Annotated in this window: 24 protein-coding genes; 12 read left to right on the forward strand and 12 right to left on the reverse strand. The window is 71.9% G+C overall.

Annotated elements, in window-relative coordinates:
* Together ACGFMK_RS33215 and ACGFMK_RS33220 are read right to left on the reverse strand one after the other, a co-directional pair.
* On the reverse strand, nt 1-568 hold a 568-nt coding region (locus ACGFMK_RS33215), incomplete at its 3' end, for an NAD(P)-dependent oxidoreductase (protein ID WP_392771705.1).
* 57 nt (nt 569-625) lie between these two features.
* A complete protein-coding gene (locus ACGFMK_RS33220; protein ID WP_392771707.1) occupies nt 626-982 on the reverse strand; it encodes a VOC family protein in 357 nt (118 codons plus the stop codon).
* Nucleotides 983-1,106: 124 nt separating this feature from the next.
* Between ACGFMK_RS33220 and ACGFMK_RS33225 the strand changes: the two genes are divergently transcribed.
* The 3 genes from ACGFMK_RS33225 to ACGFMK_RS33235 are packed head-to-tail and all read left to right on the forward strand — an operon-like array spanning nt 1,107 to nt 4,479.
* Nucleotides 1,107-2,855 (forward strand): proline--tRNA ligase, encoded by a 1,749-nt coding sequence (locus tag ACGFMK_RS33225; RefSeq protein ID WP_392771710.1) that lies wholly within the window; start codon nt 1,107-1,109, stop codon nt 2,853-2,855.
* Nucleotides 2,855-3,790, forward strand: coding sequence for a hypothetical protein (locus tag ACGFMK_RS33230; RefSeq protein WP_392771712.1), 936 nt, complete (start codon nt 2,855-2,857; stop codon nt 3,788-3,790). The genes ACGFMK_RS33225 and ACGFMK_RS33230 overlap by 1 nt, the downstream gene beginning before the upstream one ends.
* A gap of 26 nt (nt 3,791-3,816) precedes the next feature.
* A complete protein-coding gene (locus ACGFMK_RS33235; RefSeq protein WP_392771714.1) occupies nt 3,817-4,479 on the forward strand; it encodes a hypothetical protein in 663 nt (220 codons plus the stop codon).
* On the opposite strand, the gene ACGFMK_RS33240 is transcribed toward ACGFMK_RS33235, so the two are convergent.
* Entirely contained in the window at nt 4,457-6,583 is a 2,127-nt protein-coding gene (locus ACGFMK_RS33240; RefSeq protein WP_392771716.1) for a bifunctional lysylphosphatidylglycerol flippase/synthetase MprF, read from the reverse strand. The genes ACGFMK_RS33235 and ACGFMK_RS33240 overlap by 23 nt on opposite strands.
* A gap of 123 nt (nt 6,584-6,706) precedes the next feature.
* Entirely contained in the window at nt 6,707-7,402 is a 696-nt protein-coding gene (locus ACGFMK_RS33245; protein ID WP_392771719.1) for a haloacid dehalogenase-like hydrolase, read from the reverse strand.
* A gap of 103 nt (nt 7,403-7,505) precedes the next feature.
* On the opposite strand from ACGFMK_RS33245, the gene ACGFMK_RS33250 reads away from it, so the two are divergent.
* Nucleotides 7,506-8,510: an ABC transporter permease gene (locus ACGFMK_RS33250; RefSeq protein WP_392771722.1), complete on the forward strand. Its 1,005-nt coding sequence runs from the start codon at nt 7,506-7,508 to the stop codon at nt 8,508-8,510.
* On the opposite strand, the gene ACGFMK_RS33255 is transcribed toward ACGFMK_RS33250, so the two are convergent.
* The 6 genes from ACGFMK_RS33255 to ACGFMK_RS33280 all read right to left on the reverse strand — a co-directional run bounded on the left by ACGFMK_RS33255 (nt 8,448) and on the right by ACGFMK_RS33280 (nt 13,754).
* Nucleotides 8,448-8,858, reverse strand: a complete 411-nt coding sequence (locus ACGFMK_RS33255; protein WP_392771724.1) for a secondary thiamine-phosphate synthase enzyme YjbQ — start codon at nt 8,856-8,858, stop codon at nt 8,448-8,450. The two genes, ACGFMK_RS33250 and ACGFMK_RS33255, sit on opposite strands and share 63 nt — an antisense overlap.
* 81 nt (nt 8,859-8,939) lie before the next feature.
* Entirely contained in the window at nt 8,940-9,584 is a 645-nt protein-coding gene (locus tag ACGFMK_RS33260; protein ID WP_392771727.1) for a response regulator, read from the reverse strand.
* Between the two features lie 10 nt (nt 9,585-9,594).
* Nucleotides 9,595-10,905, reverse strand: a complete 1,311-nt coding sequence (locus ACGFMK_RS33265; protein WP_392771730.1) for a sensor histidine kinase — start codon at nt 10,903-10,905, stop codon at nt 9,595-9,597.
* A gap of 424 nt (nt 10,906-11,329) precedes the next feature.
* Nucleotides 11,330-11,539, reverse strand: a complete 210-nt coding sequence (locus ACGFMK_RS33270; RefSeq protein ID WP_323335623.1) for a hypothetical protein — start codon at nt 11,537-11,539, stop codon at nt 11,330-11,332.
* 13 nt (nt 11,540-11,552) lie between these two features.
* Nucleotides 11,553-12,668 (reverse strand): fatty acid desaturase family protein, encoded by a 1,116-nt coding sequence (locus tag ACGFMK_RS33275; RefSeq protein WP_392771733.1) that lies wholly within the window; start codon nt 12,666-12,668, stop codon nt 11,553-11,555.
* A 12-nt stretch (nt 12,669-12,680) separates the two neighbouring features.
* Entirely contained in the window at nt 12,681-13,754 is a 1,074-nt protein-coding gene (locus tag ACGFMK_RS33280; RefSeq protein ID WP_392771735.1) for a ferredoxin reductase, read from the reverse strand.
* A gap of 91 nt (nt 13,755-13,845) precedes the next feature.
* On the opposite strand from ACGFMK_RS33280, the gene ACGFMK_RS33285 reads away from it, so the two are divergent.
* From ACGFMK_RS33285 to ACGFMK_RS33305, 5 genes are all read left to right on the forward strand, one after another.
* Entirely contained in the window at nt 13,846-14,499 is a 654-nt protein-coding gene (locus ACGFMK_RS33285) for a TetR family transcriptional regulator (protein WP_392771738.1), read from the forward strand.
* 122 nt (nt 14,500-14,621) lie between these two features.
* A complete protein-coding gene (locus ACGFMK_RS33290) occupies nt 14,622-15,734 on the forward strand; it encodes a Re/Si-specific NAD(P)(+) transhydrogenase subunit alpha (protein ID WP_392771740.1) in 1,113 nt (370 codons plus the stop codon).
* The gene (locus tag ACGFMK_RS33295) at nt 15,731-16,042 is read left to right on the forward strand and encodes an NAD(P) transhydrogenase subunit alpha (protein WP_392771743.1); all 312 of its coding nucleotides are present in this window, start codon (nt 15,731-15,733) and stop codon (nt 16,040-16,042) included. The genes ACGFMK_RS33290 and ACGFMK_RS33295 overlap by 4 nt, the downstream gene beginning before the upstream one ends.
* Nucleotides 16,039-17,427 (forward strand): NAD(P)(+) transhydrogenase (Re/Si-specific) subunit beta, encoded by a 1,389-nt coding sequence (locus tag ACGFMK_RS33300; RefSeq protein WP_392771745.1) that lies wholly within the window; start codon nt 16,039-16,041, stop codon nt 17,425-17,427. The genes ACGFMK_RS33295 and ACGFMK_RS33300 overlap by 4 nt, the downstream gene beginning before the upstream one ends.
* Nucleotides 17,424-18,155: a lipoate--protein ligase family protein gene (locus ACGFMK_RS33305; protein WP_392771748.1), complete on the forward strand. Its 732-nt coding sequence runs from the start codon at nt 17,424-17,426 to the stop codon at nt 18,153-18,155. The genes ACGFMK_RS33300 and ACGFMK_RS33305 overlap by 4 nt, the downstream gene beginning before the upstream one ends.
* 24 nt (nt 18,156-18,179) lie before the next feature.
* Here the strand turns inward: ACGFMK_RS33305 and ACGFMK_RS33310 are convergent, their stop codons facing one another.
* Nucleotides 18,180-18,758: a histone-like nucleoid-structuring protein Lsr2 gene (locus ACGFMK_RS33310; protein ID WP_392771749.1), complete on the reverse strand. Its 579-nt coding sequence runs from the start codon at nt 18,756-18,758 to the stop codon at nt 18,180-18,182.
* A gap of 84 nt (nt 18,759-18,842) precedes the next feature.
* Here ACGFMK_RS33310 and ACGFMK_RS33315 point away from each other — a divergent pair, with 84 nt between their 5' ends.
* Nucleotides 18,843-20,237, forward strand: coding sequence for a dihydrolipoyl dehydrogenase family protein (locus ACGFMK_RS33315; RefSeq protein ID WP_392771752.1), 1,395 nt, complete (start codon nt 18,843-18,845; stop codon nt 20,235-20,237).
* A gap of 1 nt (nt 20,238) precedes the next feature.
* On the opposite strand, the gene ACGFMK_RS33320 is transcribed toward ACGFMK_RS33315, so the two are convergent.
* Complete coding sequence (locus tag ACGFMK_RS33320; protein WP_392771830.1) at nt 20,239-22,809, reverse strand: hypothetical protein; 2,571 nt, start codon at nt 22,807-22,809, stop codon at nt 20,239-20,241.
* Between the two features lie 267 nt (nt 22,810-23,076).
* On the opposite strand from ACGFMK_RS33320, the gene ACGFMK_RS33325 reads away from it, so the two are divergent.
* Nucleotides 23,077-23,580 (forward strand): DUF3145 domain-containing protein, encoded by a 504-nt coding sequence (locus ACGFMK_RS33325; RefSeq protein ID WP_323335642.1) that lies wholly within the window; start codon nt 23,077-23,079, stop codon nt 23,578-23,580.
* Between the two features lie 42 nt (nt 23,581-23,622).
* A complete protein-coding gene (locus ACGFMK_RS33330; RefSeq protein ID WP_392771754.1) occupies nt 23,623-24,216 on the forward strand; it encodes a hypothetical protein in 594 nt (197 codons plus the stop codon).
* Nucleotides 24,217-24,244 lie beyond the last annotated feature (28 nt).

Raw genomic sequence — 24,244 nt, forward strand, 5'->3', positions numbered from 1 at the left:
GGCGGCGGTGCACCCCGTGGGGGGCTGGGGCCCGCCGGGGGGGCCGGGCGCCGCCGCGGTCCCCCCCGGCGGCGGGGGGGCCCGGCCTCGCCACCCTGGTGACCAGCGCTTCGGCCGCCAGCAGCTGCCGCTCGATGGCCCGCCCGATCGAGCCGTACCCGACCAGGAGCACCCGGCTGTCCGCGAGCGACCGCGTGTGCTCGCGAACCCACTCCCGGCGCTCCTGCTGGGCGAGCCAGCGGGGCAGGTCCCGCTGGCTCGCGTGAATCAGCGCCAGTGCGTGCTCGGCGACGCTCAGGTCGTGCAGGCCGCGTCCGTTGGCCAGGCGGACGCCGGCGGGCAGCAGCGGGACCAGGGTCTCCACCCCGGCCGACAGGGACTGCACCACGCGCAACGAGGGCAGCTCCTCGATCAGCCGAGGTGGCTCCGGCCCGCGATCGTACGGCAGCACGTAGAACTCGACATCGCCGAGCGCCGGCGGAGGCGCGCCAAGACCGTCGTAATACGCGGCCTCGATCCCCTCCGGCACTTCGATGTCGGTCCACGGCAGCAGTACGCGAGCGCTCATGCCGCCAGTTCTACCCGCGCCGCCGCGGCGGCGCGGGGCCGGACCGGCGGCCGGGAACTACCCGCCGTGCGAGCCGGACACGCAGAACTCGTTGCCCTCCGGATCCGAGAGCACCGTCCACGCGAAGCCCGGCACCTCGTGCCGCGCCTGCTCGGTCGCGCCCAGCGCCACCAGTCGTTTCACCTCCTGTTCCCGGTCTTCGGCACCGAGGTCGATGTGGACCCTGTTCTTGCCTGCGCGTGGCTCGGGCACCCGCTGGAGCCCCAGCGACAGCCCGCCCTCCGGTGGGGCGAGGAACAGGAACTCGCCCCCGAAGTCCTGGGCGACGGTCGTGCCGAGCGCCGCCGTCCAGAACTCCGCGAGCCCGCGCGGATCCGCGCAGTCGATCGTGATCATGGCCATGCGAAGTTTCATGACCCGGACGCTAGCGATCACCACCGACAAAAACGGCCCGTCGAGTAACCCGTTGGAGTCATGACGGGGGGAGTGACTACCCTGAGCGGGACTTTCACACCCGCTTGGCGCAGGGAGCCCCGCAGTGATCACCAGGACTTCGTCGTTGTTCCTTCGCACGTTGCGCGAGGATCCGGCGGACGCCGAGGTACCGAGCCACCGGCTCCTGGTACGCGCCGGCTACGTCCGCCGGGTCGCCCCGGGCGGGTACTCGTGGCTGCCGCTCGGCCTGCGCGTGCTGCGCCGCATCGAGGCCGTGGTGCGCGACGAGATGAACGCCATCGGCGCGCAGGAGATCCAGTTCCCCGCGCTGCTGCCGAAGGAGCCCTACGAGGCGACCGGCCGCTGGACCGAGTACGGCGACAGCCTGTTCCGCCTGAAGGACCGCAAGGGTGCCGACTACCTGCTCGGTCCGACGCACGAAGAGCTGTTCACGCTGACGGTCAAGGGCGAGTTCAATTCCTACCGCGACTACCCCGTCACGCTCTACCAGATCCAGACGAAGTACCGCGACGAAGCGCGCCCCCGCGCCGGCATCCTGCGCGGCCGCGAGTTCGTCATGAAGGACTCGTACTCGTTCGACCTCGACGACGAGGGCCTGGAGCGCTCGTACCAGGCCCACCGCGCCGCCTACACGAAGCTGTTCGACCGCCTCGGCCTCGAATACGTCGTGGTCAAGGCGACGTCGGGGGCCATGGGCGGCTCGGCGTCGGAGGAGTTCCTCGCGGTCGCCGAGACGGGCGAGGACACCTACGTCCGCAGCACCGAGTCGGGTTACGCGGCGAACGTCGAAGCCGTCGTGACGCCCGCGCCGCCCGCGCAGCCGATCGAGGGCCGTCCCGAGGCGCAGGTGCACCACACGCCGAACACGCCGACCATCGAGTCGCTGGTGAACTTCCTCAACGCGGCCGGGCTCGGCCGCGAGTTCACCGCCGCGGACACGCTGAAGAACGTCATGCTCAAGGCGCGTCAGCCGGGTGCGAAGGAGTGGGACCTCGTCTGCGTCGCGCTCCCCGGTGACCGCGAAGTGGACATGAAGCGCCTCGAAGCGTCACTCGAGCCCGCCGAGGTCGCGCTGCTCGACGAGGCCGACTTCGCCAAGAACCCGTTCCTGGTCAAGGGCTACATCGGCCCGAAGGCCCTGCAGGACAACGGCGTGCGCTACCTCGCCGACCCCCGGATCGTGCCCGGCACCGCCTGGGTCACCGGGGCGGACAAGCCCGACCACCACGTCGTCGACCTGCTCGCCGGCCGCGACTTCACGCCCGACGGCACCATCGAGGCCGCCGAGGTCCGCGAGGGCGACGCTTCGCCGGACGGCCACGGCACCCTGGTCGCCGCGCGCGGCATCGAGATCGGGCACATCTTCCAGCTCGGCCGCAAGTACGCCGACGCGTTCGAGCTGGACGCGCTCGGCCCCGACTCCAAGCCGATCCGGATCACGATGGGCTCCTACGGCGTGGGCGTCTCGCGGCTGGTCGGCGTGCTCGCCGAGCAGAACCACGACGAGCTCGGCATCATCTGGCCGCGCGAGGTCTCGCCCTTCGACGTGCACATCGTCATCGCGGGCAAGGACGACGCGGTGCGCGCCGGCGCCGAGAAGCTCGCCGCCGAGCTGGACACCGCCGGGCTCGAGATCATCCTCGACGACCGCAAGGCGACGCCGGGTGTCAAGTTCGCCGACGCCGAGCTGGTCGGCGTGCCGACCATCCTGGTGGTCGGGCGCGGCCTGGCCAACGGCGTCGTCGAGGTCAAGGACCGGCGCAGCGGCGAGCGCGAGGAGATCGCGGTCGACGCCGTCGTCGAGCACTTGGTCAAGCTCGTCCGGTCCTGATGAGCCGGTTCCGCCGGCGCGACGACACGACGCCGGGGTACGAGGACAACGCGGCGCTTCGCGGGTTCGGTGGTTACGAGCCCGCGGACGCGCCGCGCTTCCCGTCCAGCGGAGGTTTCGACGCGCCGCGGGCCGAGCCGAAGCGGATCCGCCCCGCCCCGAAGCCGCCGAAGTGGCGACGCTCCTCGCGGGCGCCGTGGGTCGGCCTGGTGCTCATCGCGCTGATCGCGGGCGTGCTGAACGCGCTTGGCGTCGGCAAGTCGCACCGGCCGGCCTCGACACCCGTGCCGCGGACGCCGGTGGTCGAGACGCCGGCGCCGCGGGTGGTCGTCCCGGCCGCGGTGAGCGGCTGGCAGTCCGTCGCGGCCAAGGACGGCTCGTACGCCTACGACGTCCCGCCGGCCTGGAAGCCCGAGCCGGGCACGCTCCACGGCTGGGAGAAGACCGCCGCGGTGCCCGGCATCAGGCTGATCACGAGCGCGTTCCTGGGTAAGGACTTCTGCGAGCACGCCAGCCTCGGCGGCGCAGGGGTCACCACCGAGCCGGTGGCGGACAACGGCGAGGCCGCGCGCAAGGCCGTGACCGACCTCGGCGTCAGCGCGTTCAGCCCGGACAACGGGCCGCCGGCCGCGGTGACCCCGGACGCCGGCACGGACGCGCAGATCACGAAAGCCGACGGCACGAAGGCCCCGGCGCGGATCGTGGTCGCCGAGGTGATCCCGACCGAAACCGGCCAGTGCGCGGCGAAGCACGCCGTGGTCGCCGCGCTGGCGTTCGGCACCGGCGGCGCGTCGGGGGTGGTCGTCGCCTACGCCGACAGCGACCGCGCGGGGCCGACGATCCGCGAGGACCTGCTGGGGATCCTGAAGAGCTACCGGTTCGTCCCGGCGACCGGCCGCAGCACGACGACCCCGCCGCCGACCACCTACCGCTGAGCGCCGGGGTCCGGCAGGGTGGGCCCATGGACAAGCGGCTCGCCCGGCTCCGCGCCGGCGCGTTCGGCGTCCTGGGCGCCGCCGGGTTCCTGCTCCTGTTCGGACCGCTGCTGGCCAAGGCCTGGGGCTGGACGACGCGGGCGCGCAGCCCGGAGTGGTGGGGCGCGGCCGGGCAGTGGGCGGGAGCCGTCGGGACCGTCGCGGCCGTGGCCGTCGCGCTGTGGATCGCCATCCGGGACGGCCGGGTGGCGCGGGCCGACCGGCGGCAGCGGGACCGGCGCGAGCGGCAGGAGCAGGCGTCGAAGGTCACCGCGTGGATCGAGCGGGACGGGCGCCGCACCCACATGGTCGTGTCCAACGCCAATGCCGAGGCGGTCAACCACGTCGTCGTGTCGTTCGACCTCGTGCGGAGCCTGCCGATGACCGGCTCCACCCTGCACCGGGGGCCGGAGATCGAAGACGACGAGTACCTCTTCGCCGTGCTCCCGCCGGGGAAGTGGCGCATGGCGGTGCCCGAGGCGCGCCTCGACACGGACCTGACACCAGGCGTCATGATCGCGTTCAGCGACTCCCGCAACGGGCACTGGCTCCGGCTGACCGACGGCGCCCTGATCGAGAAGGACCAGAACGTCGTCGGTCGTCGCAAGATCCGGTTCCCGCAGCGGATCAGCGTCCCCGAGAGCTACTGACCAGCTTCGCCAGTTCGCGCAGCCGGACGTCCGGCAGGTACGCGCGGCTCAGCGCCAGCCCGATCCGCGGCAGGTCGGCCTCGTCGCGGAACGCCAGGTACAGCGGGACGTGCCGCGGCTGGAACTTCGCCTTGAACGCGTGCAGCGAACGGAACCCGTAGTACGGCTCCATCACGCGGCCCAGGGACTCCAGCGTCCGGTCGATCGTGCGCGTGGGTGCCCCGGCGGCGCTGCGGGCCAGCGGCGCGCCCGACAGCGACACGAACCGCGCGCCCTCTTCGCGGAAGGCCAGGCAGGCCGACGCGATGAGGAACTCCATCACCGGGCGGAAGCCGTGGGCGCTGCGGCGCATGACGTCCAGCGTCCAGCCGCCGACCTGGCCCGCGCCGGTGTAGACCGGGAGCCAGGACGTGACGCCGTGGACGACGCCCTCCGCGTCCACCGCGAGGCCGACGCGGGTCGCCGGGTCCATCGCCTCGTCGAGCCCGCCGAGGGTGAAGCCCATCTCCGGCATGCCCTTGCCCGACATCCACTCCTCCGACAACGCCCGGACCTGGGCGAGGATGGGTTCCGGCTGGTCGGCCAAGCGGACCAGCCGGAAGTCGATGTGCTGCTTGGCGGCCTTGTTCAGCGCCGACCGGACGTCCTGCCACGCCTTGCCGCGGAACTCGAGGTCCGCGAGGTCGAGCACGTTGTCCTCGGCCACCTGGACGTGCTGCCAGCCCAGCTCACGCGTCGCCGCGACGGTCGCTTCCGTCGCCGAGAACACGCACGGCACCAGGCCGGAGTTCTCGCACATGGCGGCGAACTCGGTGACCGTCGCCGCCGCGGTGCCGTCCGGGGCGATCGGGTCGCCGAGGGCGACGGCGACGCCCGCGTGGCGGCGGTAGGCGAGGTAGGACCGGCCGTCCTCGCGGACGAAGTACGTGTTGCGTGGCCACGTCGTCATCCACGACAGCGTGCTGCCGCCGTGCCGCCCGAGCAGCGTACGGGCCAGCGCCACGCCCGGACCTTGCGCGTGGCGCCGCAGCCGGCGCCGCGACGGCACCCGGAAAGCGTGGCGCCCGGCGATCAGGACGATCAGCTCGACCGTCCACAAGAGATTGTCCACGAAGAACAGCGGCAGGCCCGCGGTGTCGTAGTCGCCGCCGAAGACGTCGGCCAGCCCGATCACGGTGGCGGCCGCGAGCCCTTGCAGCGTCACGAACAGCGAGAGCGCGACGGCCCAGCGCCACGCGACGCGGCCGCCCTTGCGCAGCCCGTTGAGCATCGGCACCACCAGCAGGACGAGGATCGCCAGCTCCGGCGCCGTCAGCGAAACGCCGTCCGCGGACCCGAACGGGCCGTCGCCGGGAACCAGGAACATCACGACCTCGGCGACGGTGAGCAGCAGCAGGCCGGCGACGATCAGCAGCCGCCATTCCCGCACGTTCGGCCCCGCGGTGCCGGTCACGCCGCGCGGGCCGACGAGCCGCTTCCCGAGCGGGATGGCCAGCACCAGCGCGAAGAAGTGGACGAGGTCGGCGAGCGTGCCGACGTAGATGATCGCGACACCGGCGTACACGCAGAGCCCGGCCCGCAGCCGCAGGCGCCACGGCGGCCGCAGCGTCGCGCTGGCGACCGCGACGGCGGCGAGCGCACCGCCGGAGAACCCGACGTCGAGGCTGCCCGCCATCCGCTCGGCCCACAGCCAGCCGGAGTTGCGGCTCAGCGCGAGGAACTGGGTCGCGACGAGCACCGAGACGAACTGGCCGCCGATCGTCACGGCCATCGCGCGCCGGGTCCCCAGCTGCCACTCGGCGAAGCCGGCGAAGAGCGCGAAGCTGCCGACCATCGGGAGGTAGTACCAGGGGATGACGGCGAAGAAGGGCCCGGTGAGCATCGTCCACCACCGGCCCGCCTCCAGCGAGGGTAGTCCGTAGGCGATGAACGGGTAGGCCGCGCGGTCTTCGGCGGCGCTCCAGAGCGCCCCGGTCGCGACGGCCAGCAGGAGCATGGCGAGCACGACACTGCTGGTGAACGGCAGTCGCTGCCGCAGAACCGCGACCGTGCCGCGGATGCGTCCCCCTCCGGCGAGCGGGCCCGCCGACGCTGTTTCAGTCATGCCCAGAAGTCTTGCGGGCGCGGGCGTTCCGGACATCCGACGGCAGAGCGAGATTTCCCTTAGGGGAGTCCTCCTTCGGACTGAGGGTCATCCCGGTCGGAAGGACGATGACTTTCGGGGTCGTCAGCCGAGAACGGCCCTCCGGACGGCGTCGGTGTCGGCCAGGTCCGGCAGCACGGTGTGTGCGCCCGCGGCCTGGAGCTCCGCCGCGGGGTAGTGCCCGGTCGCGACGGCGACCGCGATCGCGCCGTGGGCCAGCGCGGCTTCGACGTCGCTCGGGGTGTCGCCGATGACGACCACGGCGTCGGCGGCGAACGGCGCGCCGTGCTTGGCCGCCGCCCGCGCCACGGCGTGCGGGACCAGGTCCGGGCGGTGCGCGGAGAGCGTGCCGTAACCACCGATCGCCAGGTCGAGGTGCTCGTCCAGGCCGAACGCGGCGAGCTTGTGCCGCGAGATCTCCGGCAGGTTGCCGGTGACCAGCGACTGGACGACTTCGTCGTGCCCGGCGAACGCCGTCAACGCCGCGGCGGCGCCCGGCAGGGCCCGGCCGCTGGTCGGCAGGTGGGCGACGGCGCGCTCGGACTCCGCGATCAGCGCCTTCCAGAGCGCCTGGAGCAGTTCCTCGGTCGGCTCGATGCCGTGCGCGGTGAGCAGGTCGCTGCTGATCGCCCGCTCGGTGCGGCCCCCGAAGTCCGGGTAGGTCTTCAGTTCGGCGCCGGTCGTCGCGGCCAGGGCCGCGGTGTACCAAGCCGCGCCGAGGCCGGTGAAGTCCACCAGCGTGTGGTCGATGTCCCAGAGCACCAGCCGCGTCTTCGTCACGGGGTCGAGGTTACCGGCGGCACTATTCAACACGTGTTGACTTCTTCGGCGGCGGCTTCTACCTTGAAGACAATTCAACGCATGACGAATAACGGGAGCTGTCATGACTAGTCCTGTCCGGCGCCCCGCCGGGGCGCTCGCCCTGGTCGCCGCCGTGGCCGGCGCGCTGGTGGCGGTGGTGCTCGGGTTCCTCACCTTCGGCGCGCAGGCCACCGTCGCGCCGGACCACGTCCCCGTGGCGGTCGTCGCGCCGCCGGGGGTCGCGGGTCAGCTCGCCGCGCACGGCGGCGGCCAGCTCGACTGGACCGCCGCGGCCTCGTCCGAGGCGCGCAGTCTGCTGGAGGACAAGAAGGTCTACGGCGTGCTCGAACTCGGGCCCGGGCCGTCCGCGACGGTCGTCACCTCGGGCGCGGTCAACCCGGCGGGCACCCAGGTCGCGCAGCAGGCGCTGACCGGCGCCGCGAGCGCGCTCGCGGGTGTGCCGAAGCAGGAGGTGCTGCACCCGGTGAGCCTCGCCGGGCGGACCGCGCCGCTGGCCGCGAGCGCCCTGGCCTGGATCGGCGCGCTCGTCGCCGGCCTGGCGCTGACGCAGCTGGCGAAGCGCACCGGGCGCACCCTCGGCGCGGGCGCCCGGTTCCTGCAGGTCGTCGGGGCCGGCGTGCTGGTCACGGCCGTGGTCGCCGGGTTCTTCGCGCTGTGGGACGCCGCGTTGCCGCTGACCGTGGACGTCCTCGGCTTCGTGTTCCTCGCCGCGACGGCCTTCGCGGCCGTGCAGGCCGGCCTGCTGCGCCTGCTCGGCCTGCGCGCGATGGCCGTGCTCGGCCCGCTCTACCTGGTCGCGCCCGCCGTCGCCGGGCAGGCGCCGGAGCTGCTGAACCCGGCGTACCGCACGCTGCTGTGGTCGTGGACGCCGTTCCGCTTCTCGGCTGAAGGCCTGCGCAGCCTGCTGCAGGGTGTGCCGGGCGCGCCCGACGTCACGATCGGCGTCTGGGTGCTCGGCACCCTGCTGGCCGCCGGGCTGCTGGTCGTGCTGTGGCCCGACCGGTCAGCCCGCGAGGAAGCTGAACCGCACCTTCCGGACCGGGTTGTCGAGGTTGGTGTCCACTAGGCAGATGGACTGCCAGGTGCCCAGCGCGAGCACGCCGCCGAGCACCGGAACGGTCGCGTAGGGCGGTACCAGCGCGGGAAGCACGTGGTCACGGCCGTGTCCCGGGCTCCCGTGCCGGTGCCGCCACCGGCCGTCGCGGGGGAGGAGCTCGTCGAGCGCGGTCAGCAGGTCTTCGTCGCTGCCCGCGCCCGTCTCGAGGATCGCCAGGCCCGCGGTGGCGTGCGGGACCCAGACGTGCAGCAGCCCGTCGTGTGCGTCCGCGTCGCGCAGGAAGGCCTCGGCCTCGTGGGTGAGGTCGTGGACGACGGCTTCGGAGCCGGTGCGGACCTCGATCTCGGTGGAGTACATGGACTCCAGCCTAGGGAGCGGCCACCGGTTCCGCGACACCTTCGCGCGCGGGCTACGGGCCTTCGCCGACGGGATGCTCGCTCAGGAATCCAGGTAGCGCAACACGGCCAGCACCCGGCGGTTGTCCCCTTCGGACGGTGGCAGCCCCAGCTTGCCGAAGATCGACGTCACGTACTTCTCCACCGACCCGGCCGAGAGGAACAGCTTCGCCGCGACGGCGGAGTTCGACCGGCCTTCGGCCATCAGGCCCAGCACCTCGCGCTCGCGTGGGGTGAGCCCGCTGAGCGCGTCGGTCCGGCGGGTCGCCGAGAACAGCTGGCTGACGACTTCGGGGTCGAGCACCGTCTCGCCGTCCGCGACCCGGCGCAGCGCGTCCAGGAAGTCCGACACCTCGGCGACGCGGTCCTTCAGCAGGTAGCCGACACCGCCCGCGCGGTCGGCCAGCAATTGCGACGCGTACTTCGTCTCAACGTACTGGGAGAACAGCAGGATCGCGCAGCCGGGCAGCTCGGCGCGCAGCGCGATCGCCGCCCGCAGTCCTTCGTCGGTGTGCGACGGCGGCATTCGGATGTCCACAATGGACACATCCGGGTCGTGCCCGGTCACCGCGGCGCGCAGGGCGTCGGCGTCCTTCACCGCGGCGACCACCTCGTGGCCTCGGAAGGTCAGCAGCTCCACGAGGCCCTGGCGCAGGATGGTGGAGTCCTCCGCGATGACGATCCGCATGCCGCCGACCCTAGCGGGGCAGCGGCACCCGCGCGGTCACTTCGGTCGGACCGCCCGGCGGGCTGCTCACGGCCAGCTCGCCGTCGACCGTCCGCAGCCGTTCGGCCACCCCGGCCAGCCCGCCGCCGGGCACGATCCGGGCGCCACCCTCGCCGCTGTCGCGCACGAGCAGCCACAGCACGTCACGGTCCTCGCGGATCTCCGCCAGCGTCGCCCCGCCGTGCTTCGCGGCGTTCGTCAGCAGCTCGGCGGCGCTGAAGTAGACGATCGTCTCCAGCGACGGCGGTGGACGGCGGGGCAGGTCCACGGTGACCCGCGCGTCCATGCCGGACGTCGCGACCAGCGTCGACAGGGCCACGTCGAGGCCCGCGTCCAGGGCCGCCGGGTGGATACCGCGGGCGAGGTCGCGCAGCTCGGTCAGGGCCTGCTTCGCGTTGGTGTGCGCCGCGGTGACCAGCTGCCGGACCTGGGCGACGTCGAGGTCGCCGGCGTCCAGCTCGTCCTTGGCCAGCCCGAGTTTCATCGCCAGCGCCACGAGCTGGGCCTGGGCGCCGTCGTGCAGGTCACGCTCGATCCGGCGCAGCCGCAGTGCCGAGTCCTCGACCGCCGTCGCCCGGCTGGCCTCCAGGTCGCGGACGCGTTCGGACAGCACGCGCTCGCCGAGCAGCCCGACCACGAGCAGCCGGTCGAGCGCGACGAAGGCATGCACCACCCACGGCAGCGCGACCAGCACCAGCAGCCCCGATGCCGACCAAGCGAGCGCGCCCGCCCAGCCCTCGGCGTAGATGTCGAAGACCGGCATCCGCTGCGTGCCGAGCGGGAACCAGAGGAAGGCGTAACTCGTCGCGGCCAGGCCGAAGGACGTCGCGGTGAACACCGTGAACAGCCCGGCGAGGGTCAGCGGGAGCCGCAGCAGCAGGTAGCCGGCCGTGCGCCAGCCCGCCGGGTCGCCGACGCGGGCCTTCACCCAGCTCCATAGGCCGGGTTTCAGCTCGGGACGGCGCGGGGCGGGCACGCTCACGCCGAGCAGCACCCGGGCCAGCCCGCGGTGGGCGGCGCCGAGGGCGCGGGCGTAGAGCAGGGCGCCGGCGAGCACGAGGAACCCGACGAGGATCGGCGTCAGCCACAGGCCGAGCGCGAGCACGACGAGCATGCTGAGCAGCGAGAACAGCGTCAGCGGGCCGGAGAGCCACAGCCACGCGTACTCGGCCCAGAAGTCCCGCGCGGCCAGCGGCCCAAACACCCGGCGGAGCGGGTGGGGGCGGGGGAGATAGAGGCTGGTCACGGCTCCAGTCTCACCGGCAGGCGCCGCGCTGCCCATCCGGATTTCCCCCGGGGTCGGCGGGGGCGCCCCCGAATTCCACGCTACCGGCCGGCACCGACGGTTCGAGCGCCCGGAAGCGCGCGAAAGCCGCTCCGAGGACGTTGTGGCCCTCAAAGCGGCTTTCGCGGAAGCGTTTGCGCTACGCGCGGCGCGGTCGCTCGTGGACGTCGCCGAGCAGCGCGCCGGTCGCGGCCAGTCCGATGAGATGACCTTTCGCGACGCGGCAACCCCGGCGCCGCCGTCCCGGGCGGGCACGACACGACGCCGCCGCCGAGCCGCCCAGCGCGAATTCGGCTCGAGCTTGCCGGGGCGCCCCCCGTTGTCCACGCTACCGGCCGACACCGACGATCCTCGCGCCCGGAAGCGCGCGAAAGCCGCTTCGAGGACGCCACTGCCCTCAAAGCGGCTCTCGCGGAAGCTCTCAGTCGTCGAGTTCCGGGTCGACGCGGTCTTCGCGTGCCTTCTGCGCCGCTTCGCGCATCTCGATGACGTCGGTGAGCCAGTCACCGGTTTCGCGGGCGATGTCGCGCACCGCGCCGGTGATGATGGTCGCGATGTTGCCGATGTGGGTCGCGGCCGACTCGGTGATCACCTGGACCGTGTCCTTGCCGCTCTCGAACTGCCCGACCATGAGCATCGTCCTTCTATGCCGCGCGGAGTTCCTGGTCGCGCTCTACCGTAGCGCCTTCGCGCGGGGCGCCGTTCCACGGCAGCGCGAGCTTCACCAGCTTCTTCGCCACCGACCACAGCTGCTTGTGCAGCGGGCCGGTGTTGTACGGCAGGCCGTACTTCTCGCAGAGCGCGCGCACCTCGCCGGCGATCTCCGGGTACCGGCGGGCCGGGATGTCCGGGAACAGGTGGTGCTCGATCTGGTGCGACAGGTTCCCGCTCATCACGTGGAACAGCGGGCCGCCGGTGATGTTCGCCGAGCCGAGGATCTGGCGCAGGTACCACTGGCCGCGCGACTCGTTCTCGGTCTCCTCCTCGGTGAAGCTCTCCACGTCGGCGGGGAAGTGCCCGCAGAAGATGATCGAGAACGACCAGAGGTTGCGGACCAGGTTCGCGGTCGCGTTGCCGGCGAAGGTCAGCGGCGCGAGCGGGCCGGTCAGCAGCGGGAACAGCAGGTAGTCCTTGCCGACCTGCCGGGACGCCTTCTTGACCATCTTCCGGACCACCTCGGTGGTGTCCGACCACTTGCGCTCGCCCTTGACGATCCGGTCGAACTCCAGGTCGTGCAGCATCACGCCCCACTGGAAGAACACCGCCAGCGCCACCGCGTACGCCGGGTTGCCCAGGTAGTACGGGTGCCACTTCTGCGCCGGGTCCATCCGCAGGACGCCGTAACCGATGTCGCGGTCCTTGTCGAGGATGTTCGTGTAGGTGTGGTGGATGTAGTTGTGCGAGTGCCGCCAGTTCTCGGCGGGCGCCACGTTGTCCCACTCGAAGCGCTGCGAGCTCAGCGCCGGGTCGCGCGTCCAGTCGTACTGGCCGTGCATGACGTTGTGGCCGATCTCCATGTTGTCGAGGACCTTCGCCAGCGACAGCGCGCCGACACCGGCGAGCCACGCGGGCGGGAAGAACCCGGCGAACAGCAGCGCCCGCCCGGCGACCTCGAGGCCGCGCTGGGTCTTGATGACGTTGTGGATGTAGTCGACGTCTTCCTGGCCGAGGTCGTCGACGATCCGCTGCCGCAGCGCGTCGAGCTCGCGGCCGAATTCGTCGACCTGCTCGGGGGTGAGTCGGTCCTGCAGGCCGGTCATGGTGGGAACTCCTTAAGCGTCGATCTCGACGTCCCCGACGGGGACGGAGATGCAGAGCTGGATTTCTTCGTCTTCTTCGCCGGAAACCTCGCCCGTCTTGGCGTTGCGGACGCGGCCGGCCGTCTTGAGCTGGGTGCAGGAGAAGCAGATGCCCATCCGGCAGCCGTGCTCCGGGGAAAGCCCGGCCTCCTCCGCCTGCTCCAGCAACGGCTTCCCGGAGTTGGCGCACTCGCGCCCGCTGCGCTTGAAGCGCACCTGGCCCTCGGCGTTCGCGGTGTCGAAGGTCAACGTGGGCGGTGTGAACTCTTCGGTGTGCACCCGTTCACCGAGCTGATCACGGACGGCGTCCATGAGCGGCTTGGGGCCGCAGACGAAGGTTTCCGCGTCGCGGTACCACGGCACGGCCGTCTCGAGGTGCTCCGGCGAGAAGAACCCGCGCAGGTCGCCGCCGGTCTTCGCGTGGGTGTACGCGTGCACGACGCGCAGCCCGGGGTGCCGGGCGGCGAGCTCGGCCAGCTCGGTGCGGTAGAGCACGTCGGACGGGCCGTTCGAGTAGTGCAGGAAGACGATCTCGCCGGCGTGGCCCTCGTCGACGAGGGTGCGCGCCATGGCCAGCACCGGGGTGATCCCGCTGCCGCCGCTGATCAGCAGCACCCGGCGCGGCCGGGTGGCGGGCAGCGTGAACGTGCCGTCCGGTGTGGACAGTCCGACCACGGAGCCGACACCGATCGCGTGGTTCAGGTGCCCGGAGACCAGGCCCTGCTCCTTGATCGTGAACTCGAGTTCGCCGGAGGCGTGCTGCGAACCGCACGGTGAATAGCAGCGCGTGCGCCGGACGCCGTCGATCGTCACTTGCAGCCGGACGTACTGCCCGGCGGTGAAGCCGGGCCACGCGCGGCTCGGCCGCACGGTCAGGGTGACGCTGTCGGGCGTCTGCTTCCGCACGGCCGTGACCAGCCCGCGGACCTCGCGGCGGACCAGCATGGGGTCGACGAGCTCGAGATACCGGTCCATTCCGTGGGGCGTGAGCAGCGCCTCGGCGAGCGAGGCGAGCCGGCGGACCCGCTTGGGCATGAGCGCCGTCATCGGACCTCCTCGATTACAGTGAACGACTGTACACTCAACAGTGCACGGCATGAGTGGACGACCTGTCAACGCGAGAGGCGGTGGATGTGACGTGAGCAACGCGGTGGACATCCGTACGCTGGAGGGCGTGTCCGAAGAACCGGTGAGCCGCCAGGAGCGCAAGCAGCGCACGCGCCAGGCGTTGCTGGACACGGCGCTGGACCTGCTGGCCGACCGCCCGTTCGCCAGCCTTTCCCTGCGCGAGGTCGCGAAGGGCGCGGGCTTGGTGCCGACGGCCTTCTACCGCCACTTCGCGTCGATGGAGGAACTCGGCGTCGCGCTCGTCGAGGAGACGACCCGCACGCTGCGCGGCATGATCCGGTCCGCGCGCACTGACCCGGACACCTACCAGGGGATGATCAGCGCCTCGGTGGCCACGCTGCACCAGTTCGTGCGCGCCAACGAGGACCACTTCCGGTTCCTGACGCGCGAGCGGTACGGCGGCGGCCCGCTCGCCCGCGCCATCGGCGTCGAGCTGCGCATGTTCTCCGGTGACCTCGCGATCGACCTCGCCCGGTTCGCGACGCTGCGCTCGTGGCCGACCGACGACCTCCACATGCTGGCCGACTTGATCGTTTCCGTGATGCTCACGACGATTGTCGAACTGCTGGAAGCACGGCCCGGTGAAGATCCGAAAATCACCGGAATGGCGGAAAAACGGCTGCGTTTGATCCTCCTCGGCGTTCCACACTGGAAGACTCGCTGAACGTTTTCCGCACATCGCTCGTACTTCTGGCAATACGGCGAGACTTGCGACTCAGGTCGCTGGGGACTGTCGGTCCGGCGTGGTACAACCCACGGATCGTTCCTCGCCGATGAGGAGGTCGTGTGGCGGACAGCGAACAGCATCAGCAGCTCACCGTGGGTGTGGTGATTGAGTCACGCCCCGGGGAGCGCCGGGTGGCCATGGTGCCGAAGCTCGTCGGGAGGCTCGCGCAACGTGGTCTGCGGGTCCTCGTCGAACCGGGCGCCGGGGCCGGTGCGCACCTCAGCGACGACGCGTACACCCAGGCCGGCGCCGAACTCGGCGACGCGTGGAAAGCGCCCGTCGTCGTCAAGGTGAACCCACCCTCGCCGGACGAGGTCGCGAAGCTGGGCCGGGGCACCGTGCTCATCGGCTTCCTCGACCCGCGCGGCAACCCGGACGGGCTCGCGAAGCTCGAGGAGGCCGGGCTCCGCGCTTTCGCGATGGAGGCGGTCCCGCGGATCTCCCGAGCCCAGGCGATGGACGCGCTGTCGTCCCAGGCCAGCATCGGCGGCTACCGCGCGGTGCTGCTCGCGGCGCAGAAGCTCCCGCGGTTCTTCCCGATGCTCACCACCGCGGCCGGCACCGTGCCCCCGGCGAAGGTGCTGGTGCTCGGCGCCGGCGTCGCCGGGCTGCAGGCGCTGGCCACCGCGAAGCGGCTCGGCGCGCAGACCACCGGCTACGACGTCCGGCCCGAGGTCGGCGAGCAGGTCAAGTCGCTCGGTGCGCAGTTCCTCGACCTCGGCATCGAAGCCGTCGGCGAAGGCGGGTACGCCCGCGAGCTGACGCCCGAGGAGCGCGAGGAGCAGCAGCGCCGGCTCACCGAGGCCATCACGAGGTTCGACGTCGTGATCACCACGGCGCTGGTGCCCGGCCGCAAGGCGCCGACCCTGGTCACCGCAGACGCCGTCAAGGGCATGCCCGCCGGGTCCGTCGTGGTCGACCTGGCCGGCGAGAGCGGCGGCAACTGCGAGCTGACCAAGCCGGGGGAGGACGTCGTGGAGCACGACGTCACCATTTCGTCCCCGCTGAACCTGCCCGCCGAAATGCCTTCGCACGCCAGTGAGCTCTACGCCCGCAACGTCACCGAGCTGCTGGAGCTGCTCGTGACGAAGGAGGGCGAGCTGAAGCTGGACTTCGAGGACGAGATCGTCGCCGGTGCCTGCGTGGCCGGGCGCGAAGGGAGCGCGTCGTGAGTCCACTCGTGCAGAACCTGGCGGTGCTGGTGCTCGCCGGGTTCGTCGGCTTCGCCGTCATCTCCAAGGTGCCCAACACGCTGCACACGCCGCTGATGTCCGGCACCAACGCCATCCACGGCATCGTGCTGCTGGGCGGCCTGGTCGTGCTCGGCCTGGGTGTCGACGGCGTGTTCAACAAGATCCTGCTGGTCATCGCGATCGCCTTCGGCACGATCAACGTCGTCGGCGGCTTCCTCGTCACCGACCGGATGCTGTCGATGTTCAAGGCCAAGAAGCCCGCGCCCGGCGAGGAGGAGGACAAGTGACCGACTTCGTCGCGATCCTCTACATCGTCGCGTTCGCCCTCTTCATCTACGGCCTGATGGGCCTCACCGGCCCGCGCACCGCGGTCCGCGGCAACTGGATCGCCGCGGTCGGCATGGGCATCGCCGTGATCGCCACCCTGCTCACCCCGGGCATGGGCAACTGGCTGCTGATCGTCCTCGGCGTCGCGATCGGCGCGCTGGTCGGCGTGCCGTCCGCGCGCAAGGTCAAGATGACCGCGATGCCGCAGATGGTGGCGCTGTTCAACGGTGTCGGCGGCGGCGCGGTTGCGCTCATCGCGTGGGTCGAGTTCAACTCCACCGACGGTTACGCGCACGAGCCGGCGTACATCGCCATCGCCTCCTTGTTCGCGGCGATCATCGGGTCGATCTCCTTCTGGGGCTCGAACATCGCCTTCGGCAAGCTGCAGGAGCTGATCAGCGGCCGCCCGATCACCATGGGCAAGCTGCAGCAGCCGGTCAACGCCCTGCTCCTGCTGATCGCGCTCGCGTGCGCGGTGATCATCGTCGCGGGCGGCGACTCCGGGTGGCTGATCGTCGGGCTGCTCGTCGCGGCGGGCATCCTCGGCCTCACCGTGGTGCTGCCGATCGGCGGCGCGGACATGCCGGTGGTGATCTCGCTGCTCAACGCGTTCACCGGGCTGTCGGCCGCGGCGATGGGCCTGGCCCTGGACAACACGGCGCTGATCGTCGCGGGCATGATCGTCGGCGCGTCCGGCTCGATCCTGACCAACCTGATGGCCAAGGCGATGAACCGGTCCATCCCGGCGATCATCGCGGGCGGCTTCGGCGGCGGCCCGGCGGTCTCGTCCGGCGGAGGCACGAAGGAGGAGCGCCCGGTGCGCTCGACGAGCGCGGCCGACACGGCGATCCAGATGGCGTACGCCAGCAAGGTCGTCGTGGTGCCGGGTTACGGCATGGCCGTGGCGCAGGCGCAGCACACCGTCCGCGAGATGGCGAAGCTGCTGGAGAAGAAGGGCATCACGGTCGAGTACGCGATCCACCCGGTCGCCGGCCGGATGCCCGGGCACATGAACGTGCTGCTCGCCGAGGCCGACGTGCCGTACGAGCAGCTCAAGGAGATGGACGAGATCAACTCCGAGTTCGCCCAGACCGACGTCGCGCTGGTGATCGGCGCGAACGACGTCACCAACCCGGCCGCGCAGACCGACCCGAGCTCGCCGATCTACGGGATGCCGATCCTCAAGGTCAACGAGAGCCGGTCCGTGATCGTCTTGAAACGCGGCATGAGCTCCGGCTTCGCCGGGATCGACAACGACCTGTTCTACGATCCGAAGACCAGCATGCTCTTCGGCGACGCCAAGACGTCGGTGGGCGAGATCGTGGAGGAACTCAAGGCGTTATGACGAGCGGGTCGGATGTACGTGCGGCGTTCACCGACCCGGCCGAGAACCTCGCGTTCGACGAAGCGCTCCTCCGGGTTGCGCCCGAGTCACCGGTCGTGTGGCTCTGGCGCAACCCGGTCTGCGTCGTGGTGGGGCGCGGCCAGCGGATCGCGCGTGAGGTGCGCGCCGACGCGTGCGAACGTGACGGCGTCCCGGTGCTGCGGCGCGCGAGCGGCGGCGGCACCGTGTTCCACGACCCGGGCAACCTCAACGTCACGCTGGTCCTTCCGGGCCCGGCCGACCGGCCGCTCGAAGCGCTCGGCAAGGTGATGAGCGCCGCCGTCGACCAGCTCGGGCTGGTGCCGCGGATCGGCGACCGCGGGCTGTTCGTCGGGGACGCGAAGCTGTGCGGCTTCGCCGTCTTCCGCACCAAGACCGGGCTGCTGGCGCATTCGACGCTGCTGGTCGAGACGTCCGCCGCGCTCGTCGGCCGCTACCTGACGAGCGCGCCGCCCGACCCGCGCCCGCTCGACTCGCACCGCAGCCCCGTCGCGTCCCTGGCCGAACACGGCCTACGGCCTGGCTTCCCGGCCGTCGAAGCCGCGGTCCGCGCGGCGGCGTCGCAGATCCTCGGGACGCTCGTGCCGCGCCCGCCGTCCGCGGCCGAACTCTCCCGGCAGCGGGAGCTGCTGCACACCCGCTACCGGTACCCGTCCTGGCACGCGGACGGCGCCCAGCGCGCGGCCTGACCGGCGCGTCTGTCTACTGTGGACTTACTCGGCGGCCGAGAACGTCACCGTGGGCACCTTGCGGGCCGACGCGCGGGTCGTCTTCTTCGGCTCCGCGGCCTTCCGGGCGCGAGCGGGCTCGGCCTTCGCGGCGGTGGTGGTCTTCGCGCGGGTGGTCGTCTTCGCCGGGGCCGCGGCCTTGGCGGCCGCCTTGGTGGTCCGCGCCTTGGCCGGTGCGGCGGCGGTCTTCGGCGCCGCCTTGGTGGCGCGGGCCTTCGCCGGGGCTGCGGCGGCCGCGGTGCGACGGCCGGCGACCGGCTTCGCGGTCTTCGGGGCGGCCTTGGCGCGGGTCTTCTTCGCGCCCGGGACGATCCGGGGGCGGCGCTTGCGGCCACCGGTGCGGCGGCCGGCGTCGGCGTAACGCTGGAGAAGCGCGCGCAGGGCCTCGGCGTTGGCGAAGGAGAGGTCGATGTCGTAGTCGATGCCGTCGAGCGCGAACCCGACGGTCTCCCCGGCGGCCTCGCCGGTCAGGTCATCCAGCACCCGCACAGCCGTGTTTCTGGCCACCACGAACCTCCCGTGCTCGAACGTGTGATAGTCGCGTGCACCGGGTCTCGGCGACACGCCGGTGCCGCCGATAACTTGCAGCTTCCTGACGAGGATAGCCGTTGGCTTGCGCGATCTCGCGTGGTGGTGTGCGCTGATGCCATGTCCGGACAGACGTTTGACGTAGTGGTGATCGGCGGCGGCCCGGTGGGCGAAGTGGCCGCCGAGCGAGCGGTTCGCGGCGGCCTCAAGACCGCCTTGGTCGAGCACGAACGATTCGGGGGTGAGTGCTCCTACTGGGCGTGCGTCCCGAGCAAGGCCTTGCTGCGGCCGGGAAACCTGCTCGCCGCGGCCAAGCGGATCCCGGGGGTGCCCGTCGGCGACGCGCTCGACCCCGCGCAGGTGTTCGCCCGCCGGGACTGGTTCACCGGCAAGGGCGACGACACGGGACAGTTCGAGTGGGCCCGCGGCGCGGGCATCGAACCGATCCGCGGGCACGGTGTCATCACCGGCGAGCGGGAAGTGACCGTGGACGGCGACCGCGTCCTGACCGCACGGCACGCGGTGATCGTGTGCACCGGCAGCGTCCCGAACACCCCGAAGATCCCGGGGCTCGACACGATCCGGCCGTGGGGCTCGCGCGAGGCGACGTCGGCGTCGGCCGTGCCGGCCCGGCTCGGCGTCCTCGGCGGCGGCGTGGTCGGCGTCGAGATGGCGCAGGCCTGGGCGACCCTCGGCGCGCAGGTGCATCTGGTGATCACCGGCGAACGCCCGCTGCCGCGCAACGCGGAGTTCGTCGGCGACCTGGTGCTGCACGGGCTGCGGGAAGCGGGTGTGCTCGTCCACACGATGTCGGGGGTCGAGAAGGTCGCCGCGGGCGACGGCGGCACCGAGCTGACCCTGAAGGACGGCGAGGTGCTCGTCGTCGACGAGTTCCTGGTGGCGACCGGGCGGCGTCCCGGCACCGCCGGTCTCGGCCTGGAGAGCATCGGCGTCGACGCCGCCGGCCCGCTCACCATCGACGACACCGGCCAGGTGTCCGCAGTGGACGGTGGCTGGCTCTTCGCCGCGGGCGACGTCACCGGCCGCGCTCCGCTGACCCACCAGGGCAAGTACGGCGCCCGCGCGGCGGCCGACACGGTGGCCGCGCTGGCCAAGGGCGAGAAGGTCGACACGTCGCCGTGGAGCCCGTTCACCGCCACCGCCGACCACCACGCCGTGCCGCAGGTCGTGTTCACCGACCCGGAGGTCGCCTCCGTCGGCCTGTCGGACGCGCGCGAGGGCTCGGCCGACCGCGTCGTCGACATCGACATCGCGGTGGCGGGCTCGTCGCTGCACGCCGACGGCTACCGGGGCAAGGCCCGGATCGTGGTCGACACCGAGCGGAACGTGCTGCTCGGCGTGACGTTCGTCGGCCAGGACGTCGCGGAGCTGCTGCACTCGGCGACGATCGCGATCGTCGGGGAGGTGCCGCTGGACCGGCTGTGGCACGCGGTGCCGTCGTTCCCGACGATCAGCGAGGTGTGGCTGCGGCTGCTGGAGGCCTACGGGCTCTGATTCACCGGGCGGGCAGGTCCAGGGCGGCCTTCGCGGCCCTGGCCAGGCCGGGATCGTCCGGAGTGGACGGTCCCGGCACCCACACCGCCTGCACCACCCGGACGGACGTGCCCTCCAGCTTGGAGGTGTAGGCGGCGTTCTCGAACTTCGGCGCCGGACCGCTCCACTTGCCGGTCTCGGCGGCGAGGTCGAGGATCCCGCCGCCGCCCGGGGTGTCGGTGATCGCCTTGAAGGCGGCGGCCTGCGCGGCGTCGGGGAAGGCGACGATGCCGATGGTCACCGCGCCCGCCCGGCCGTCGACCGTCGTGGCGTAGCTCGCCCGCCGCACGCCCGAGCAGCTGGTCTGCTGCAGGCTGGCCTGCGCGTCCCCGAAGGCGTGGGACGCGCACCGCTGGTCACCGTCGGCGGCGCGCAGCGAGAACTGCAGGCTTTCGGCGGGCGCGGCCTTGGTGGGCTGCGGGGCGGGCGGCTGGCTGACCTGGGTAGCGGGCGCGGGGGGGGTGTCGTCCCCGCTGGTGGCGACCACCACCGCCGCGACGACCAGGGCGACCAGCAGCCCGATCGCCCCCAGCGGCAGCCACCGCACGGTCCGCGAAGTGGGAGCGGCGGGTGCGGGCACCGGGCGCGGGGCGGGATCTGAGCGCGAGTGCGGGAAGACTGGCGTTTCCTGCGGGGGAAGCGGAGCCGCGGCCGGACGGGGCGGCCCGGGGTGCGGCAGGGTTTCGGTGCGTTCGGGGTCGGAGTTTTCGACGGTCGGACGGTAGGGCGGGATCTGTTCGGCCCCGGGGAAGAGCGGCAGCACCGCGGCGGGTTTGCCGAGGGTCTCGGTGCGCTCGGAGTCCGCGAAGCCGGGGATTTCGGGCCCGGTGGATTTCGCAGCGTCCGAGACCGAGTTCACGGCGGCGGCCATTCCGCCGGCTGAAGTTCGCGCCGGACCCGAATCGGCGGGTTTCGTGGCGCGGAGGACGGCCGCGGTGTTCGAAGCCACCGCCGGGACTGACTCGGCTGGGGTTTGCGGCGGTGCGGGTTCGGTGGGGTTTGTGTTGGCGGTAGCCGCTGTGGTGTCCGCAGCCGCTGCCGGGGCCGATTCGGCTGGGGTTCGTGGTGGCGTGGGTTCTGCGGGTTTTGTGCCGACGGGGGCTGCTGTGGTGTCTGGGGTCGGCTCGGCTGGGGTTCGTGGTGGCGTGGGTTCTGCGGGTTTTGTGCCGACGGAGGCTGCTGTGGTGTCCGGGGTCGACTCGGCTGGGGTCCGTGGTGCCGTGGGTTCGGCGGGTTTTGTGGTTCCGGCAGCCGCAGTGGTGTTCGGAGCCACCGCCGGGGCTGACTCGGCCGGGGTTCGGGGCGCTGCGGGTTCGGCGGGTTTTGTGCCGACGGGAGCAGCCGTGGTGTCCGGAGCCGCGGGCGGCGATCCGGCCGGAACGCTGTGTTCGGCGGAATCCGTGGTCTCCGGGGAGGAGGCGGGAGTTTGCGGCGGCCCGAGTTCGGCGGGTTGGGTGCTGCCGAGGGTTGCTGCGGCGATCGGAGCCGCCGAGGAGGCCGATTCGGCCGGGAGCTCGGGTTCCGTGGTCTCCGGGGCGGCCGCGGGGGTTGGCACCGGAGGGGATTTGGTGGCTTTCTTCCTGTCGGAAGCCGTATCCGGAGCCACTGCGGCGGCGGCCTCCGGGTGCGCCGGAGCGGAATTCGCGGTGCCGGTCGCGGTCGCGGTGTCCAAAATGGTCTCGGAAGTCACCGCCATCGCGGAATCCGCGGGGCTTGCGGAATCCGGGCCCTTTGGGATGCCAAGAGCTTCGGCCGAGCCGGAGCCGGGGTGGGAATCCGGACCTGTGGCCGGGCCGGCGGTTTGCGTTCTGCCACTTGCACTCGGCGTCGCGGTGCGCCAATCAGCCAGGCCACGTGTGGGTGTTCCCGAAACCTGGGACGGCACGCGCGGCCCGGTGTCCCAAAGGGACTCCGGTGGCGTGTCGTCGCTGAACCGGCTGAATCCCTCGCCCAGGAGGACTTCGTCCGAGAATTCCGGCGCGTCCGGGGCCAGGCCGCGGATCAGCGCCCGCACCTGGTCGACCGAGCGGGGACGGTGGGCCGTCGCCAGGGAGACCGTGGCCGCCAGCATGGTCGTCGGGGTCGGGTGGAGGACGCGGACCGGGCCCGCCAGGTCGCTCGCCGGCTGGTCGACCGTCTCCACGTACGGGCCGACCGCCACGATCGTGCCCACCGGGGCCGTGCCCGGAACCAGTTCCACGATGCGGCTTTCGCAGGCCTGGGACAGGTCCAGGGCTTCCGTCGCCGGGTTGACCGCGTCGTCGTCGGCCACCAGGGGCCAGCCGTCGGCCCGCCATTCCGCGCCCAGCGGGGCTTCCAGCCGCAGCGCCGGGTCCGGCAGGTCGACGCCGATGACGATGATCACGCCGTGGGGCAGCAGAACCACCGCCTCGATCGGGCGATCGGTCACCGTCCCCACGCCGATCAGCGCGATCCCGCCGATGACGGTGCTGCCACGGCCCAGGGAGGCCAGTGCCGCCCTGACGTCGTCGGCCACCCGGGACTGCTGCCGCTCGAGGCGCACCAGTCGCACCGAAAACCCTCCCTGCTCGTCGTTCCGGATCATCACGCTAGCGCGCCCGGCCGTATCCACGGTGCGACACGGGCGGGACGCGGCCGCGAGCCCACCGAAAGTGGTGCTGCGGGTGACTTGTGGTGTTCGTGTGGCCAAACAGCACGGTTGGGGTGCAGAATGTGCTACAACGCATCGGAGGCGGTATTCGGGAGCCGCACTGAGGCCACGCAGCTCGATTTCAGGGCGTAGGGGAAGACGTCCCTCGTCGAGCAAGCGGAGGTAGCAGTGAGCACCCGTGGCAGCACCCGAGGTGTGGTGTACGTCCACTCGTCGCCGTCTGCGGTGTGTCCGCACGTCGAGTGGGCTATTTCGGGCACCCTCAACGCCCGAGTCGACCTGAAGTGGACGGCGCAGCCGGCCAGTCCGGGTCAGCTTCGCGCCGAATGCGGATGGCGCGCGCCCGCGGGCACCGGCGCCAGATTGGCGTCCGCTCTCAAGGCGTGGCCGATGATCCGGTTCGAAGTGACCGAAGAGCCCAGCGCGGGCGTCGACGGCGAACGGTTCTGCTTCGCGCCCGGCCTCGGCCTGTGGCACGGACGGACCAGCGCCAACGGCGACATCGTGGTGGGCGAGGACCAGCTGCGCGCCCTCGTGAGCATGACCCGCGGCGGCGAGTCGCTGGCCCACAAGCTCGACGAACTCCTGGCCGCGAGCTGGGACGAAGCGCTCGAGCCGTACCGTCACGCCGGTGACGGTGCTCCGGTGACCTGGCTGCACCAGGTCGGCTAGCACCGGGTGAGGACCGGTGGCGGGGCCGGTACGCTCTTCGGCGTGACCACCCCCGCCCCCAGCTCCCGCCAGCGCTGGCTGGTGCCCGTCGTGGTCGTGGTGCTGTCCGTGACCGTGGGCGGTGGCCTGCTCGCGCGCGAGCTCTACCGCCGTCCCGACCAGCCCGCCGCCGGCACCTCGGCGCCCGCGACGTCGCAGGCGTCGGCCAGCACCGGCCCGCCCGCCCCGTCCGGCGCGGTCGCGATGATGCCGGACGCCCAGTTCCACCCGCAGGCCGACCAGGTGCGCAAGGTGCTGGAAACGTACTTCGCGGCCATCAACGCCCAGAAGTACCAGCAGTGGACCACGGTGGTCACCGCGGAACGGGTGGCGCAGCAGCCGGTCACCACCTGGAAGAACGGCATCCGCACCACAAAGGACACCGACGCCGTCGTCTACCGGATCGAGCGTGGCTCCGGCTCGTCACTGCGGGTCCTGGTCGGGTTCCGGAGCGAGCAGAACGTCGAGGACGCCCCGGACTGGTTCCCCGAGCCGTGCATCCAGTGGCGGCTCGTGATGCCCATGGTCGTCGAGAACTCCGCGCTGAGGATCGCCGCCGTCGACGGCGGCCTGCAGCCCGAACACCAGAAATGCTGAAGTACTGAACGGAAAAGGGCCCGGCCGA

The sequence above is a fragment of the Amycolatopsis sp. NPDC049252 genome (genome assembly GCF_043197175.1).
Taxonomy (GTDB): domain Bacteria; phylum Actinomycetota; class Actinomycetes; order Mycobacteriales; family Pseudonocardiaceae; genus Amycolatopsis.

What these genes read in the sequence shown, in the direction of transcription:
- ACGFMK_RS33220 (WP_392771707.1), bottom strand. Translation starts at nt 982, where the DNA reads ATGAAACTTCGCATGGCCATGATCACGATCGACTGCGCGGATCCGCGC.
- ACGFMK_RS33230 (WP_392771712.1), top strand. Translation starts at nt 2,855, where the DNA reads ATGAGCCGGTTCCGCCGGCGCGACGACACGACGCCGGGGTACGAGGAC.
- ACGFMK_RS33235 (WP_392771714.1), top strand. Translation starts at nt 3,817, where the DNA reads ATGGACAAGCGGCTCGCCCGGCTCCGCGCCGGCGCGTTCGGCGTCCTG.
- ACGFMK_RS33240 (WP_392771716.1), bottom strand. Translation starts at nt 6,583, where the DNA reads ATGACTGAAACAGCGTCGGCGGGCCCGCTCGCCGGAGGGGGACGCATC.
- ACGFMK_RS33250 (WP_392771722.1), top strand. Translation starts at nt 7,506, where the DNA reads ATGACTAGTCCTGTCCGGCGCCCCGCCGGGGCGCTCGCCCTGGTCGCC.
- ACGFMK_RS33255 (WP_392771724.1), bottom strand. Translation starts at nt 8,858, where the DNA reads ATGTACTCCACCGAGATCGAGGTCCGCACCGGCTCCGAAGCCGTCGTC.
- ACGFMK_RS33260 (WP_392771727.1), bottom strand. Translation starts at nt 9,584, where the DNA reads ATGCGGATCGTCATCGCGGAGGACTCCACCATCCTGCGCCAGGGCCTC.
- ACGFMK_RS33265 (WP_392771730.1), bottom strand. Translation starts at nt 10,905, where the DNA reads ATGGGCAGCGCGGCGCCTGCCGGTGAGACTGGAGCCGTGACCAGCCTC.
- ACGFMK_RS33270 (WP_323335623.1), bottom strand. Translation starts at nt 11,539, where the DNA reads ATGGTCGGGCAGTTCGAGAGCGGCAAGGACACGGTCCAGGTGATCACC.
- ACGFMK_RS33275 (WP_392771733.1), bottom strand. Translation starts at nt 12,668, where the DNA reads ATGACCGGCCTGCAGGACCGACTCACCCCCGAGCAGGTCGACGAATTC.
- ACGFMK_RS33280 (WP_392771735.1), bottom strand. Translation starts at nt 13,754, where the DNA reads ATGACGGCGCTCATGCCCAAGCGGGTCCGCCGGCTCGCCTCGCTCGCC.
- ACGFMK_RS33305 (WP_392771748.1), top strand. Translation starts at nt 17,424, where the DNA reads ATGACGAGCGGGTCGGATGTACGTGCGGCGTTCACCGACCCGGCCGAG.
- ACGFMK_RS33315 (WP_392771752.1), top strand. Translation starts at nt 18,843, where the DNA reads ATGTCCGGACAGACGTTTGACGTAGTGGTGATCGGCGGCGGCCCGGTG.